Origin of the sequence: Sphingomonas naphthae (assembly GCF_028607085.1) — a bacterium.
GTDB lineage: Bacteria > Pseudomonadota > Alphaproteobacteria > Sphingomonadales > Sphingomonadaceae > Sphingomonas_Q > Sphingomonas_Q naphthae.
This window is the reverse complement of sequence record NZ_CP117411.1, coordinates 3,874,747-3,889,474: the sequence shown is the minus strand read 5'-3', so window position 1 is coordinate 3,889,474 and position 14,728 is coordinate 3,874,747. Positions and strand designations below refer to the sequence as shown.

Here is a 14,728-nt window from a genome sequence, read left to right as displayed (position 1 = left end):
GACGCGCGACGGCTACCCCTTGCTCGACCCCCACCGGATGCCCCCCGTTGCGGCGACACCGCCCATTCGTCGCCCGATTCTGCACTGCGGCAAAAGGGCGACGGCGCGCAACAAAAATGGCGCGAGGCGAGTGCGACCGATCACCCGATCGGCGGCGCTTTCGTCAGGCCGGTAAAGCGGATGCCGGCGCCGTCGGCGGCGTAGGTCTTGTTCAGGAAGATCAGGATCGAGGTCAGCGCCTCGGCCGCCGCCGAATTGCACAGCGCGCCGGCGGCCAGGCCGCGCATGCCGATGCCGCAGATCAGATCGACCGTGGCGCCACGCGCCTCGATATCGTCGCCGAACACCAGCACGTCGCAATCGACATCCTCGCCGGTCGCCAGCCGGTGCGCGGCGACATTGTGGAAGGCCGACACCAGCTTCACCTCCGGCCCGAGATGGTCGCGCGCCTCCATCGCCGCCGATCCCGCCGCCGGCAGCTGCACGCGCATCACCTTGGGCGGCACGAGCGGCACCGTGGTGTCGATCACGATCGCCCCGCCCACCGCGTCGCGGATGTCGGCCAGGGTGGAGGCATGCGCGCTGTAGGGCACCGCGACGAGGACGAAATCCTGGCCGGCGGCGACATCGGCATTGGCGCCGAAGTCCACGCTTTCCCCGAGTTCGCGCGCGGCGGCCTCGGCGGAGTCGGCCGAGCGTGAGCCGATCGTCACTTCATGGCCGGCCTTCACCAGCCGCTTGGCGATGGCATTGCCCAGATGCCCCGTGCCCCCGACGACTGCGACCTTGGCCATCACTCCGTTCCCCTTGACCATATCCTCGACTGGATTGCGGCCATCGCACCGGCCGGCCCGGTCGCGCAAATGCCGCGCGGCAAGTATCGCCCCACCGCTGAGTGCGGCCGCCGGGTCGAAGCCCCCCGCCCTGTCCTGTACCCTTCGTCGCAATGCCGGGGACGAGGATGGATATGGCCGATTTCGACGAGACGTTCGATTTCGTGGTGGCGGGCAGCGGCGGCGGATCGATGTGCGCGGCGCTCATGATGCGCTCGCTCGGCCGATCGGTGCTGATCCTCGAAAAGACCGAATATGTCGGCGGCACTACCGCGCGATCGGGCGGGGTGATGTGGATCCCCAACAACCCCTTCATGAAGCGCGACGGCGTGGCCGACAGTTTCGAGGAGGCGGATCGCTATCTCGATGCCGTGGTCGGCGATGACGACGCGATGCCGGGCGCGTCGCGCGCGCGCCGCCGGGCCTATCTGCGCCAGGCACCGCGGATGGTGGAGTTCCTCGTCCAGCAGGGCCTCGACATGGATCGCGTGCCTTATTGGCCCGATTATTACGACGACCGCCCCGGCGGATCGGAAGCCGGCCGCACCGTGATCGCCAAGCCGTTCGACACCAACCGGCTGGGCGCCTGGCGCGAGAAGTTGCAGCCGGGCTTCCTGCCGATGCCCGTGCTGCTCGACGACGCGCTCAAGATCCGCACGCTGAAGCAGAGCTGGAAGGGGCGGGCGATGATCCTGAAGATCGGGCTCAGGACGATCGTGGCCAGGCTGCGCGGGCAACGCTGGGTTTCGGCCGGGGCGGCACTGCAGGGGCGGATGCTGGAGGCCTCGCTGAAGGCGGGGGTGGATATCCGCACCCAGGCACCTGTGAAGGAATTGATCGTCGAGGACGGCCGGGTGACCGGCGTGGTCATCGAGAAGGATGGCCGGCCGTGGCGCGTGGGCGCGCGCAGCGGCGTGCTCGTCAACGCCGGCGGCTTCGCCCACAACCAGCGGATGCGCGACACCTATCAGCCGGGCACGCAGGCCAGGTGGACGGTCGTGACCAAGGGCGACACCGGCGAGATGATCGAGGAGATGATGCGCCACGGCGCCGCCGTCGCCCAGATGGGCGAGATGGTCGGCTACCAGACGATGACCCCGCCGGGCAGCGAGGATGCACCGATCACCCCCTCGATGCAGTCGGTCACTGCCGCCCCGCACGTCATCCTCGTCGATCAGGGCGGCAGCCGCTACATGAACGAGGGCGGCTCCTACATGGCCTATTGCAAGGCGATGCTGGAGCGGAACCGGACGGTGCCGGCGGTGCACAGCTGGGCGGTGTTCGACAGCCAGTATCTCGCCAAATATGGCCTCGCCAACGGCATCGTCGCCGGGTGGAAAGTGAAGGTCTGGATCGCCGCCGGCTTCATGAAGACCGGCGCTACGGTGGCGGCGCTGGCCGACAAGATCGGTGCGGACCCCGCGACGCTGACCGCCACGGTCGATCGCTTCAACGGCTTCGTCGCCGCCGGCCGCGACGCGGATTTCCATCGCGGCGAGCGCGCCTATGATCGCTGGCTGGGTGACCCCTACAATCCCTCGTCGGCGACGCTCGGCTCGATCGAGAAGGGGCCTTTCTACGCGCTGCCGGTCGTGCCCGGCGACGTCGGCACCTATGGCGGCGTCGTCACCGACACCGACGCCCGCGTGCTGCGCGAGGACGGCTCGCCGATCGAGGGACTCTACGCCACCGGCATCTCGACCGCGTCGGTGATGGGTGGCGCCTATCCCGGCGCGGGATCGAGCGTAGGGCCATCCTTCACCTGGGGCTTCGTCGCCGCGAAACATGCGGCGGGCGCCGACAATGTGGCGGCAGGCTCGATCGCGGCGTGATTCGACGACCGCTGGCGGAAGGATTGATCGTGAACGTCATGCGCGTCTATCCATCGGCGGCGCCGGATACGATCCGGGCGGAGACGGGCGAGGCATCCCCACCCGGCCCCGGTGAGATCGGGGTGCGAATGCGTGGCGCCTCGATCAACTTTCGCGACGCGCTCGTGGCGAGGGGCCTCTTTCCTGTAGCAGAGGGCCTGATCCCATTGTCGGACGGCGCCGGCGAGGTAATCGCGGTCGGCATGGGCGTGACGGATCATGCGGTAGGCGATCATGTCGTCAGCCTGTTCCATCCGACATGGATCGACGGCGCCATCGATCGCGCCCGTCTTACCGAAAGCCCCGGTGGACCACGCGACGGTTTCGCCTGTGAATTCGTCACCCGCCCCGCGAGCCACTTCACCCGCGCGCCGGCCAATCTCGACCATGCCGAAAGCGCCACGTTGCCATGCGCCGGCCTTACGGCATGGCGCGCGGTCGTTACCGACGGTCAGGTCAAGCCCGGCGCGACGGTGCTGATTCAAGGCACCGGTGGCGTATCGCTGTTCGCCCTGCAATTCGCCAGGGCCGCCGGGGCGACCGTGATCGCCACCTCCTCTTCCGACGAGAAACTCGCACGGCTCAGGGCGCTGGGTGCCGATCACGTCATCAACTACAAGCGTGTCGAAAAATGGGGCGAGGCGGTTGTCGCGCTGACGAACGGACGCGGCGCGGATCATGTGATCGAAGTCGGCGGTCCGCACACCTTGCCGCAATCGCTGATCGCCGCGCGGACGGGCGGCCATGTCGCGATCATAGGCGCGGTCGGCGGGTTCGACATCGACGTCATCCCCTTCGCCATCGTGCAGGCCAAGCGCCTGCGCTTGCAGGGCGTAACGGTCGGCAGCCGGCGCGACCAGATCGACATGGTGGCCGCGATCGAGGCCAACACCATCAGACCGGTGATCGACAGCCGCTTTCCGCTGGCGCGCCTGCCCGACGCGCTGCGCCATCTCCAGGGCGGCGGTCACGTCGGGAATATCTGCCTCGACATCTGACCCTCCGGCCGGGCGTTAAAGCCCGTATCGCTGCCGTATCCCGTCGAACCGCGCGCGCATCCGTTCCAGCCGTTCGGCGGGGGTGACGGTGGCGCTGTCGGCGGGGAGGGCGGCGGCGAGGTTGGCGCGTTTCACCAGCCGGGTGGCGAGCGGCACGGGCGCGCCTTCCAGCATGTGGCGGTAGGTGAGGTTGCCGCGCGTGAAGCCCTGCGTGTCGATCCAGTTGGCGAAACCGGGGTCCTCGTGCGCGAGGATCAGGCGGATGCGGCCATCTGCGTCGACCGCCGTGCGGCTGGGGGTGGTGCTGACCGGACGGTAGAGGAAATCCATGCTGTTCATGAACACGCCGCCGTTGGTGAACATCCAGAGGCCGTCGTGCGCGTCGAACTCGACGATCAGCGCCTCGTCCGGCGCCAGCACCCAGTGCATCGCTGTAGCGGCGCGGCCGCGCTTCCTGTCCTCCCCGGTGTCGATCAGGACCGGGAAGGCATTGGGCCGGGTGGCATCGACCCCGCCGTTGGCGAAGGACCAGTCGGGCCATTCGGCCATGATGTTGCTGACGAAATCGCCAGCCCAGTCGAACGCGCCGATCATGTCGGCGGGGGTGGGCAGCGGGCGCGGACCTTCCATGCCGACCCGCTCGATCCGCATCGTCGCCGGCCGCTCGTCGAAGCGATCGAAGCCTTGGCGCAGGAAGAGCTTGCGGGTGCCGGGGGTGGTGGGCAGCCAGTTCTGACCCTGCCGCTCGCCACCGATGAACAGCTCGAACCCGCCGTCCCAATTGGTCTTGAGCTGATGGCCGAACAGGTTCGCCTCGGGCACGTCGCCGAACGGATCGTGGAGCGGCGGCGCGCCGCTGGCGAGCCGCACGGGGCGCGGCCCCTGCACGGTGAAGTTCACGAAGCGCGCCGTGCCGCGATTGCCGGTGATGCGATAGACCGAATGGCCATCGACCCACGCCTGCACATAGGTGAAATCGGCGCAGTCCCCGCCCAGCTTGCGGGTAGGGTTGCAGAAATCGTGGAGCAGCGGAAAGCGCGTGTCCCTCGTCTCCAGCGCGAGATCGAACGCCTGCCCCAGATTCTGGGTGAGGAAGCGGAAGGCATCGGCACGCTGGAGCGGATCGGCCGGATTGTGATCCTTGAAGGCATGGCGGCCGGCCGCCTTGAGCCGGTCGCAGAAATCGCCCCAGGCCGTGTCGAGCGCCGCATCGTCGGGGCCGTCACCGAAAGCCATGTCCGTCTCTCCTGTCAGGCGCCGAGATCGGCGAGCAGCGCGCCGATCACCCCGGCGGCGCGGGCGGCGGCGGCCTCATGCCCCTCGGCATCGATGCGCGGGCCGAGCAGTTCGAGATCGAAGGCGCCGGCATAGCCCGCCGCCAGCAGCCAGCGCAGCACCTGACGCCACGGGATCGCCCCGTCGCCCGGCACCGCGCGACACGGCAAGGAACGGTCGCCGAGGACGTAATCGCTGACCTGCACCAGCGCGAGCCGCGGCATGGCGCGGGCGATCTGGCCGGGGATGTCCGCCTCCGCCCAGCAGGCGAAATAATCGATGCAGACGCCGATGCCGGCGAGTTCGGCCAGCGTGATCGTGTCGCGCAGCGTGTTGCCGAGATGGCCGTGGGCGAAGAAGGGCGTGGTATTCTCGATCGCCAACGCGATCCCGGCGTCGCGCGCCCGCGGCAGGCAGGGGGCGACCGCCTCGGCGAACAAAGCGGCAGCCTCCTCCCATGTCCGCTGGCCGCGCCCGCCGGTCAGCATGTAGATCGATCGCGCGCCGATCGCGGCGGCGAGGTCGATCGCCTGCGTCAGCCGCGCGCGATCGGCGGCGATGGCGCCCGCCTCGCCGCTTAGCGGGCCGGGCGCGAAGACGTGGGTGACCGTCTCGACCGCATGGCCGCCCGCCGCCAGCGCCGCGCGCAGATCGGCCGGGGCATGGCCCTCCAGCTGCCCGGTCGAAAAGCTCACCCGCCCGGCGCCCAGCGCCCGCCAGTGGCCGAACAATTCCTCCACCCCGGCGCCGGGGAAGCAGATGCTGTGGACCGACAGGCGGGGATGCATCGCGATCAGCCGCGCTTCTCGATCTCGACCCCGAAGCGTTCGCGGAAGGGCGCGAATTCGGCGTGGAGCGCGGCGATATCCTCGCCGATGTCGGTGAGCAGGGACGTGGAGTATTGGAACTTGCCGTAGCGATCGCCGCGATTGTTCGCGAGATAGTCGCGCATCGCCGCCTCGGCCTGCGGGCTCAGCGTGCGACCAGCGAAGGCGTAATAGTCGCGGATCGTGCCCACCGGATCGGCGACGAAATCGGTGTAGCGGACATGGTGGATGCGCGGATCGTGGATCAGCGGGTTGGTCATGGTGTTGGCGATGCTGGCGCGGGTCATCGCCAGATGCAGCTTCGCCGCTTCCTTCAGGTCGATCGGACCGACGATGCCGTCGAGGATATCGGCCATCATCATCGTGCGCGAGGCCGCCACCTGCACCGGATCGCGGTGGAGATAGACCAGGGTCGCATCGGGATAGGAATCGAAGAAGGCGTCGAGCCGGAGACCGTGGAAGCCCTTCAGCACCCAATATTTCTCCGGCCGGCCGTATTGCAGCTGCTGGAGCATCATCCTGTGCAGGCGATATTGCGCCGCCGGGTCGGTCGGCAGGCCGCCCACCAGGGTCTGCATCGGCACGCGCCACCAGGCCGTCGGCGTCATCACCCGGAAATCGAACGCCCAGGTGCGCTCGTCTTCCGGCAGGCCGTTGCCCAGCATGTCGTTATAGGGGTGGCTGTGCAGCCATTTGGGCATCTGGCGATTGATCTCGCGCCAGTCGGCATCGGCGCGGGCGATGCGCGGATCGTCCCCCTCCCCTTGCGCCGCGACCACGCCGGGCGGCGGCGAGGGATACATCACCTCCCAGAAGCGCAGCGCGCGCGCATCGGGATCGACCGACATCAGGGCGTGCATCAGGGTGGTGCCCGATCGCGGCTCGCCGGTGGCGAACATCGGCCGGTCGATCACCTCGTCGGCGATCGGATAGAGGATGCGATCGCCCAGCATCGCCAGCCGCGAGGTGAGCAGCCAATGGCAGACCTCGGCCGCCTTGGCCTGCCCCGCCGCGTCCAGCCCGATGCCGTTCAGATGGTCGATCGCCTGCGCGAAGCGGGCGGGCAGCGTGGGATCGCCATAATCCGACAGGCCCGTCTCCGCCTCGGCGCGCGCGAGGATCGCCTCCGCGTCCAGCCGCTCGATCCCGTCGCCGCTCATGCCGCATCCCCCACCAGACGCATCAGTTCGTCCTCCGCCTCGCGCACCTTGGCGGCGGAGCGGGCGCCATATTTCAGGCCGGCCATGCCGCCATAATCCATGATCTTGGGCACGCGCAGGCCGGCGTCGCAGAAGTCCTTCACGATTTTGGCGATCTGCTTCGGCGTGCCGTGCGGGATGATGGCGAAGAGCATCTCGGGCGTGACCTGTTCGCAGAAGCGGATGATCCGCTCGCGGGTCAGCACGCCGGGGTCCATGTCGACGAAGCCGCGCCAGCCGTCGCCCATGGGATGTTCGTGGCCGTAGCGGCGCAGCTCGGCCGACGAGACCTGGAGGATGATCGCCTTGACCAGCGGCGCGGCCGTGATCTCCGCCAGTTCGGCATCGTCGCCGATCAGGCAGGTCTGGATGAAGGCCGGGGTGATCGCCATCGGATCCCGCCCGGCCTTCTCGGCGGCGGCGCGGACCACGCCCAGCTTCTCGGCATAATCCTCGGGCGACCAGGCGCCCGCCGGCCACCAGCCATCGGCGAAGCGGCCGGTGATCTCCAGCATGCGGGGGCCGCCCGCGCCGATCCAGATCGGCGGGCATTGGCCGTCATACAATTCGGTATCGAGCCGGGCGTGGTGGAGGGTGAAGAACTGCCCCGCGAAATCGACCGGGCCGTCGCTATCCCACAGCAGGCGGATGACCTTGAGCGCCTCCTCGAACCGGCCGACCGGCCTGGAGAAATCGAAGCCGTAGGGGACGGTATTCTCCGCCTCGCCGCTGCCGAGGCCGAGGATGAAGCGCCCCTTCGACAGGTGATCGAGCGTCAGCGCGGTCTGCGCCAGCATCGCCGGGTGGCGGCGCACCGTATCCACCACGCTGGTCGCGATCGGCACGTTCTGGGTCAGCGCGGCGGCGGCGCCCGCCACCGCCAGCGCATCGAGATGGCGGTGCGGCGAGGGCGAGGCCGTCGCCAGATCGGTGAATTCCGGGGTCCAGATCGAATCCGGCCAGAAGCTGACCATATGATCGGGCAGCCAGATCGAATGATATCGGCCGCTGTCGAGCGCCGGCAGGACCGACAGGTCGAGCGGCAAGGTGGTCCGCAAAAAGGCGGCGGGCTGAACCCTCATATGATCCCCTCCTCGGTGGGGCGTTCGCGCCCCTTGTGCTTGTGTCAGGTGGTAAGCTGCGGTTCCTCGTCGTAGAGGCGATAGAGCGTCGAGCGGCGGCGCAGGGTGCGGCCGGCGGCGGCGGCGGTGGCGCGCAGATCGTCGGCGGTGACCTCCTGCCCGTGGGCGGCGCCAGCGGCGCGGCTGATGCTCTCGTTCATCAGCACGCCGCCCAGATCGTTGCAGCCGGCCGCCAGCATCGCCGCCGCGCCGTCCAGCCCGAGCTTGACCCAGCTGCACTGGATCGATCCGATCGCGCCGTGCAGCGCAAGCCGGCTGACGGCGTGCATCAGCACCGTCTCGCGCCACGTCGGCCCCTTGCGCGCCATCCCCCGGCGATAGAGCGGCGCCTCCATATGGACGAAGGGCAAGGGCACGAATTCGGTGAAGCCGCCCGTCTCCAGCTGGAGCCGGCGGATGGCGAGCAGGTGGCGCGCCCAATGCTTGGGCTGATCGAGATGGCCGAACATGATCGTCGCGGTGGTCGGCAGGCCGACCTGATGCGCGGTGCGGACGACATCGAGCCATTCCTGTGTGCTGAGCTTGTCCGGGCAGATCAGCGCGCGCACCTCGTCGTCGAGGATTTCCGCCGCCGTGCCGGGCAGCGAGCCGAGCCCGGCATCCTTCAGCCGCAGCAGATAGTCGCGCACGCTGACGCCCAAGGTCTCGGCGCCCGAGCTGACCTCCAAGGGCGAGAAGGCATGGACGTGCATGTCCGGCCGGGCGCGCTTCACCGCCGCCAATATGTCGGCATAGGTGTCGCCGGTGTAGCTGGGGTGGATGCCGCCCTGGAGGCAGACTTCGGTGGCGCCCGCCGCCCATGCCTCGACCGCGCGGCCGGCGACCTCCTCGCCGGTCAGCACATAGGGCTTGTCGCGCGTGCCGGCCTTGATCGACGTCTTGGAGAAGGCGCAGAAGGCGCACGCGTAGGTGCAGATGTTGGTGTAGTTGATGTTGCGGTTGATGACGTAGGTGACGGTGTCGCCGCGCACCTCGGCGCGCAGCGCATCGGCCGCCGCGACCACCGCCTCGGCCGCGCCGTCGCGCGCCGCGAACAGGGTGACCATGTCGGCTTCGGACAATTCGGTCGCGTTCGCGGCCTTGGCGAGGATCTCCGACAGGCCATGGTGGCGGGCGAGCGCGGGGGCGCCGAGCGGGCGGCGCGGGCTGCCGGGCGCCGGCAGGGTCGTGCCGGGGCTCCAGCTGCCCTCGCGCGCCAGCCCCTCGGCATCGGCCAGCTTGAGGACCGGCGCGCGCATCTTCGCATCCAGCCAGCGATCCGGCGCCTGGATGAAGCGGGGATAGACCGTCAGCCGCTCGACCAGCGGCCGCCCGGCATCGGCGCAGACGCGGGCGAGCCGGTCGATATGCGGCCACGGCGCCTCGGGATTCACATGATCGATCGTGACCGGCGAAATGCCGCCCCAATCGTCGATCCCGGCATCGAGCAATTCGGTCAGCCGGCCGTCGTTCAGGTTCGGCGGCGCCTGTACCGACACGTCATCGTCGAGGATGATCCGCGCCCAAGCGATCGTGCGGTACAGATCCTCGTCGCTCGGCTCGGGCGCGTCGGCCATCTTCGTGCCGGGCTTGGCGCGGAAATTCTGGACGATCACTTCCTGAAGATGGCCGCCCGCGCGGTGGAGATCGCGCAGCGCGAAGAGCGTGTCGAGCCGCTCCTCCTCGGTCTCGCCGATGCCGATCAGGATGCCGCTCGTCACCGGCACGCCCATCCGGCCCGCCTCGGCGAGCGAGGCCAGCCGCACCGCCGGGCGCTTGTCGGGCGATCCGAAATGCGGGCCGCCGCGCTCGGACAGCCGATCCGACGCACTCTCGAGCATCAGCCCCATCGAGGCCGAGACGGCGCGCAGCCGGGCATAATCCTCCGCCCCCAGGATACCGGCGTTGATGTGCGGCAGCAGCCCGGTTTCCTTCAGGACGACACCGGCGACATGCGCGAGATAGTCCACCGTGCTGGCGAAGCCGAGCGCGTCGAGCGCGGCGCGGGCGGCGGGATAGCGGCGCTCGGGCGCGTCGCCCAAGGTGAACAGCGCCTCCTTGCAGCCCCGCGCCGCGCCCTCGCGGGCGATCTGAAGCACCTGTTCGACCGACAGATAGGGCGCATCGAGCCGGCTCGGCGCCTTCGCGAAGGTGCAATAATGGCAGACGTCGGCGCAGAGCTGGGTGAGCGGGATGAAGACCTTGCGCGAATAGCTGGTCCGCGCCGGCCCGCGCCCGTCGCGGCGGGCACGCGCCTCGGCCAGCAGCGCCGATGTCGGGGCCGTCAACAGGCGGCGGCTAAGCTCTTTCACGATATCATTCCTCCCTGGCGGTCGGCGGGCCGGAGCCCGATTGCGCCTGTTTCCGAACTGACATAGCCACCGCTCCCAACGGACCTCCCAAATGGGGGGATGGAGAGACGCGATGGCCGATGACGACATGGCCGATCTGGCGCTGGCGCTGCTCGACGGCCCGTTCGAGGAGCCGCTGTGGCAGGGCTTCCTCGATCTGTTTCGCGCCCGGCTCGGCGCGGATTATGCCAGCCTGATCTTCCGCGCTCAGGCGCCGTTGCGGCCGTCGCTGGTGCATCTGTATTCCGGCGAACCTTATTCCCCGTTGCTCGAGCGGCTCTATCGGGAGAGCATGCATCAGAGCGATCCGGTGGACTATCACCGGCTGACCGCCGACCGGGTTTACCGCCTGGGCGATTTCATCAACGGCGACGATCCGGCCCACGAGGCCTTTCGCCAGACCCTGCTGACACCGGGCGGGGTGAACGACAGCCGGCTGCTGCGTGTGGTGGAACCGAGCGGGGTGAACATCTGGCTGAATGCGTCACGCAAGGCCGGCATGTTCCGCGCCGAGGACGACCGGCTGATGGCCCGCCTCGCCCCCTTCCTGCGCGCCTCGCTGCGTGGTTTCGTCGCGCTGGAGCAGGAGCGGTTCAACGCGGCGGTGGCCAGCGAGGCCATTCGCCGGCTCAGCTTCGGCTGGCTGGCGCTGGACGCCAAAGGGATCGTACTGGACGGCGATGCCGAGGGGCGGCGGATGCTGGAGCAATCGGGCGTGTTCCAGCGCGGCGCCGGCGGGCGGCTGGCCGCGCGCGACGGCGAACTGGATCGCGAGATCGTGGCCGCCATCAAGGCGATCGCGCGCGAGCCGCAGAGCCGGCCGCGCGCCCTCGTCCTCAACCGCGATCCCTGGCTGGACATGCTGCTGGTGCCCGCCCATCGCCGTGCGCTGCCGAGCGCGACGCCGCCCGCCGTGATCGCCTATGTCCATGGCGACGGCTGGTCCTCGGCCGATCGCTGCGACCAACTCGCCGAACTGTTCGAGCTGTTGCCGAGCGAGGCGCGGCTGGCGCTGGCGCTGAGCCGGGGGATGACGATCGCCGAGGCGGCGGACGACCTGGGCCTGACGATCGAGACCGCGCGATCCTATTCCAAGAAGATCTACGCCAAGACGGGCGCGCGCGGGCAGCCCGATCTGGTGCGCTTCATCCACCGCAGCGTGTTGACGATCGCCTGAGGCCGTCGGCGCGGCCCGTCAGCTCACGGCTTCGGTGCCCGCGACCGAGGTGCGGTGCATCATGCGGCCGGTATCGTCGTACGGGATCACGCGGTGCATCGCGGCGGTATTGTCCCACACGACGAAGTCGCCCTCCTCCCACTGATGGCGGTAGGAGAAATCGGGCTGGGCGGCCCATTCGGTGAGGCGGTGGAGAAGGGCGCGGCCGTGGGCGACAGGCATGCCGACGACCGTATCGGCGGTGGTGCCGATCACCATCGTCGTGCGGCCGCTCTCGCGCTGCCACACGATCGGATGTTCCTTGACGAGGCCGATCGAGGTGACCCGCTCGCGATCTTCCTCGGGAATGGCATCGGCGATCGGGCTGAGGCTGGCGGCGACGCTGTGCACCGCGCGCAGGCCCTTCAGCTCGGCCTTTTCCGCCTCGGGCAGATGATCGTAGGCCGCCGCCGTGCTGGCGAATTCGGTCTGGCCGCCCTTTGCCGCCACCTTGCGCGCGGAGAGCAGGCTCGCCTTGGGCGGGGGCATGTCCACCGTGATGCCATCCATGTGCCAGAAGAAGGTGCCCAGCACATATTCGGGCTGGCGGTTGATCTTCTTGTCGAGCGTGACCTGATAGACGTCCTCGGCGGCCGTCTGGTTGGCCTTCTGGCGGGTCGTGAAATCGACGCGCGCGCCCATCAGATCGGTGAAGGCGAGCTGTTCGGCATCGGTGAGATTGGCGCGCGGAAAGACCAGCACGGTGCGCTCGTCGAGCATCTCGCGGCACTGGCGCGCGACCTCCTCGGTGAACATCTCGTCCTTGCTGACATGGACGATCGAGCCGATGTACGGCTTGATCGGTTCGAATACGGCACCCATGGAACTACCCCTCCGGTGATTTTCTGAACCGGCGGTATAGCAAATCTGGCGGCCGGGCCTGTAGCTGTCCGGAAATTTTCGCCCCCGCGATATCGCGCCGCAGGTGGCTCAGGGGCGCGGGGCGAGACCCCGGACCAGTACGTCCACCATCGCCTTCGCGATCGCCTCGGGCGGCATCGGCCCGCCGCTGTCGTGCCAGCGCGCCGGCCAGTTGAGCGCGCCCGCCAGGGTGAAGGCCGCCATCTTCACGTCGACCGGCCCGATCGATCCGTCCGCCACGCCTTGCTCGATCAGGGCGCGCATCGCGGCATCGATCTCGCTTTTCAGCGCGCGGAATCTGGCGCCGCCCTCGGGCGAGAGTGCCTCGTCGGCGGTGCGGATCACGCAGCGGCCGAAATCGTCCATGATCGCCTCGGCATAGGCCGTCAGGAAGCGGGTGAGCCGTTCCAGCCCGCTGCCCTGCCCGCTCTGCGCTTTGGTGGCGGCGCCGCGCAGGATCTCCAGCCCGCGTGTCACGCATTCGAGCAGCACCTGCTCCTTGTTGCCCAGATAATGGTAGATCGTCGGCTTGCTGATCTTCAGGCGGGCGGCGACATCGTCGAGCGAGGCCGCCTGGAAGCCGCGCGCGTTGAAGGTCCGCACCGCCGCGCGCAGCACCGCTTCCCGCTTGGCCGCGCGCTCGGCCACCCGCTGTTCGGGCGAGCGGAACGGCGAGACATCGCCGGCGGCGGCATTTTCGACGGATTTCGGCACGGCAACTCCTCGTCCGTTTCTATTGACAGAAATCCATCGATATACAATCTACTCACCAGTAGGTTTTTCACCGAGGCGTTTCATGATTCGGTCGATCAGGTCGCGAAACGGCACCATCCGCTGTAGGATGCGCGCACGAGACGGCGCCATTTGTCGCCCCGGCGATATTCGGCGCGCCTCGATTTCGCGACCGGACGGCCTCTGCCAGAGGGAAATTCCGGTCTCCGCCACCCCGCGCGCGATCGCCGCGCCTGCCGCTTGAGGAACGCCATGACCCAATCCGACCCGATCATCATCGCCAGCTACGCGCGGACGCCGATGGGCGGCTTCCAGGGCGCCTTCTCGTCGGTGAAGGCGACAGATCTGGGCGCGGCGGCGGTGAAGGCCGCCGTGGAGCGCGCCGGCGTGCCGGCCGAGGCGGTTGATCGCATCTACATGGGCTGCGTGCTGCCCGCCGGCCTGGGCCAGGCGCCCGCCCGGCAGGCGGCTCTGGCCGCCGGCCTGCCGCTGTCGGTGCAGGCGACCACAGTGAACAAGATGTGCGGATCGGGCATGCAGGCGGCGATGATGGCGTGGGATGCGCTGGCCGCCGGATCGGTCGACGTGGCGATCGCGGGCGGCATGGAAAGCATGACCAACGCGCCCTACGCGCTGCCCAAGCATCGCGGCGGCGCGCGCATCGGCCATGACCGGATCATCGACACGATGATGATGGACGGGCTGGAGGACGCCTACACCCCCGGCAAGCCGATGGGCGCCTTCGCGCAGGACACCGCCGATCACTATCAGTTCACCCGCGACATGCAGGATGCCTATGCCATCCGTTCGCTGGAGCGCGCCCGCGAGGCGATCGGCAGCGGCGCCTTTTCGGGCGAGATCGTGCCCGTCGAGGTCTCCTCACGCAGCGGCACCGCGACCATCGATACCGACGAGCAGCCGGGCGGCGCCAAGCCGGAAAAGATCCCGAACCTGAAGCCCGCCTTCGCCAAGGACGGCACGATCACCGCCGCCAGCTCGGCCTCCATCTCGGACGGCGCGGCGGCGCTGGTGATGACGCGGGCGAGCGTGGCGGAGCGGCTCGGGCTGAAGCAGGTCGCGAAGGTCGTCGCCACCGCCGGCCATGCGCACGAGCCGGCGCTGTTCACCACCGCGCCGGTCTTCGCGATCCAGAAGGTGCTGGATCAGGCCGGCTGGACGGTGGACGACGTCGATCTGTTCGAGGTGAACGAGGCGTTCGCCGTGGTGGCGATGATCGCCGCCAAGGATCTGCGCATCCCCGACGACAAGATCAACGTGAACGGCGGCGCGACCGCGCTGGGCCATCCTATCGGCGCGTCGGGCGCGCGCATCATCGCGACCCTGCTGGCGGCGCTGGAGCGGCGGGGCGGCAAGCGCGGCGTGGCCAGCCTGTGCATCGGCGGCGGCGAGGCGACCGCCATGGCGTTCGAGCTGGTCTGATCGC

The 14,728-nt window shown here is 69.0% G+C and carries 12 protein-coding genes; 4 read left to right on the top strand and 8 right to left on the bottom strand.

Annotated elements, in window-relative coordinates:
• Nucleotides 1-140: 140 nt before the first annotated feature.
• Nucleotides 141-794 (bottom strand): NADPH-dependent F420 reductase, encoded by a 654-nt coding sequence (gene npdG, locus PQ455_RS18730; RefSeq protein WP_273687987.1) that lies wholly within the window; start codon nt 792-794, stop codon nt 141-143.
• A gap of 173 nt (nt 795-967) precedes the next feature.
• Here npdG and PQ455_RS18725 point away from each other — a divergent pair, with 173 nt between their 5' ends.
• Nucleotides 968-2,665 carry an FAD-dependent oxidoreductase gene (locus PQ455_RS18725; protein WP_273687985.1) on the top strand — a complete coding sequence of 566 codons (1,698 nt, stop codon included), beginning with the start codon at nt 968-970 and terminating at the stop codon, nt 2,663-2,665.
• A 38-nt stretch (nt 2,666-2,703) separates the two neighbouring features.
• Complete coding sequence (locus tag PQ455_RS18720) at nt 2,704-3,702, top strand: zinc-dependent alcohol dehydrogenase family protein (RefSeq protein WP_273691451.1); 999 nt, start codon at nt 2,704-2,706, stop codon at nt 3,700-3,702.
• A 15-nt stretch (nt 3,703-3,717) separates the two neighbouring features.
• On the opposite strand, the gene PQ455_RS18715 is transcribed toward PQ455_RS18720, so the two are convergent.
• Genes PQ455_RS18715 through cofH form a run of 5 tightly spaced genes read right to left on the bottom strand, consistent with a single transcriptional unit; the run spans nt 3,718 to nt 10,436 of the window.
• Complete coding sequence (locus PQ455_RS18715; RefSeq protein ID WP_273687983.1) at nt 3,718-4,938, bottom strand: DUF1214 domain-containing protein; 1,221 nt, start codon at nt 4,936-4,938, stop codon at nt 3,718-3,720.
• A gap of 14 nt (nt 4,939-4,952) precedes the next feature.
• Entirely contained in the window at nt 4,953-5,765 is an 813-nt protein-coding gene (locus PQ455_RS18710; RefSeq protein WP_273687981.1) for a sugar phosphate isomerase/epimerase family protein, read from the bottom strand.
• A gap of 5 nt (nt 5,766-5,770) precedes the next feature.
• Nucleotides 5,771-6,964 (bottom strand): sulfotransferase family protein, encoded by a 1,194-nt coding sequence (locus PQ455_RS18705; protein WP_273687980.1) that lies wholly within the window; start codon nt 6,962-6,964, stop codon nt 5,771-5,773.
• Nucleotides 6,961-8,085, bottom strand: coding sequence for an LLM class flavin-dependent oxidoreductase (locus PQ455_RS18700; protein WP_273687979.1), 1,125 nt, complete (start codon nt 8,083-8,085; stop codon nt 6,961-6,963). Before PQ455_RS18700 ends, PQ455_RS18705 begins: the two co-directional genes overlap by 4 nt.
• 44 nt (nt 8,086-8,129) lie before the next feature.
• Nucleotides 8,130-10,436 carry a 5-amino-6-(D-ribitylamino)uracil--L-tyrosine 4-hydroxyphenyl transferase CofH gene (cofH, locus tag PQ455_RS18695; RefSeq protein WP_273687977.1) on the bottom strand — a complete coding sequence of 769 codons (2,307 nt, stop codon included), beginning with the start codon at nt 10,434-10,436 and terminating at the stop codon, nt 8,130-8,132.
• A 112-nt stretch (nt 10,437-10,548) separates the two neighbouring features.
• On the opposite strand from cofH, the gene PQ455_RS18690 reads away from it, so the two are divergent.
• On the top strand, nt 10,549-11,652 hold the full coding sequence (locus PQ455_RS18690) for a helix-turn-helix transcriptional regulator (RefSeq protein WP_273687973.1): 1,104 nt from the start codon (nt 10,549-10,551) through the stop codon (nt 11,650-11,652).
• Nucleotides 11,653-11,670: 18 nt separating this feature from the next.
• On the opposite strand, the gene PQ455_RS18685 is transcribed toward PQ455_RS18690, so the two are convergent.
• Together PQ455_RS18685 and PQ455_RS18680 are read right to left on the bottom strand one after the other, a co-directional pair.
• A complete protein-coding gene (locus tag PQ455_RS18685; protein WP_273687972.1) occupies nt 11,671-12,513 on the bottom strand; it encodes a TauD/TfdA dioxygenase family protein in 843 nt (280 codons plus the stop codon).
• Nucleotides 12,514-12,621: 108 nt separating this feature from the next.
• Nucleotides 12,622-13,266 carry a TetR/AcrR family transcriptional regulator gene (locus PQ455_RS18680; RefSeq protein WP_273687971.1) on the bottom strand — a complete coding sequence of 215 codons (645 nt, stop codon included), beginning with the start codon at nt 13,264-13,266 and terminating at the stop codon, nt 12,622-12,624.
• A 270-nt stretch (nt 13,267-13,536) separates the two neighbouring features.
• On the opposite strand from PQ455_RS18680, the gene PQ455_RS18675 reads away from it, so the two are divergent.
• Entirely contained in the window at nt 13,537-14,724 is a 1,188-nt protein-coding gene (locus tag PQ455_RS18675; RefSeq protein WP_273687969.1) for an acetyl-CoA C-acyltransferase, read from the top strand.
• Nucleotides 14,725-14,728: the final 4 nt, after the last annotated feature.

What these genes read in the sequence shown, in the direction of transcription:
- PQ455_RS18705 (WP_273687980.1), bottom strand. Translation starts at nt 6,964, where the DNA reads ATGAGCGGCGACGGGATCGAGCGGCTGGACGCGGAGGCGATCCTCGCG.
- PQ455_RS18720 (WP_273691451.1), top strand. Translation starts at nt 2,704, where the DNA reads ATGCGCGTCTATCCATCGGCGGCGCCGGATACGATCCGGGCGGAGACG.
- PQ455_RS18700 (WP_273687979.1), bottom strand. Translation starts at nt 8,085, where the DNA reads ATGAGGGTTCAGCCCGCCGCCTTTTTGCGGACCACCTTGCCGCTCGAC.
- npdG (WP_273687987.1), bottom strand. Translation starts at nt 794, where the DNA reads ATGGCCAAGGTCGCAGTCGTCGGGGGCACGGGGCATCTGGGCAATGCC.
- PQ455_RS18725 (WP_273687985.1), top strand. Translation starts at nt 968, where the DNA reads ATGGCCGATTTCGACGAGACGTTCGATTTCGTGGTGGCGGGCAGCGGC.
- PQ455_RS18690 (WP_273687973.1), top strand. Translation starts at nt 10,549, where the DNA reads ATGGCCGATGACGACATGGCCGATCTGGCGCTGGCGCTGCTCGACGGC.
- PQ455_RS18715 (WP_273687983.1), bottom strand. Translation starts at nt 4,938, where the DNA reads ATGGCTTTCGGTGACGGCCCCGACGATGCGGCGCTCGACACGGCCTGG.
- PQ455_RS18685 (WP_273687972.1), bottom strand. Translation starts at nt 12,513, where the DNA reads ATGGGTGCCGTATTCGAACCGATCAAGCCGTACATCGGCTCGATCGTC.
- PQ455_RS18710 (WP_273687981.1), bottom strand. Translation starts at nt 5,765, where the DNA reads ATGCATCCCCGCCTGTCGGTCCACAGCATCTGCTTCCCCGGCGCCGGG.
- PQ455_RS18675 (WP_273687969.1), top strand. Translation starts at nt 13,537, where the DNA reads ATGACCCAATCCGACCCGATCATCATCGCCAGCTACGCGCGGACGCCG.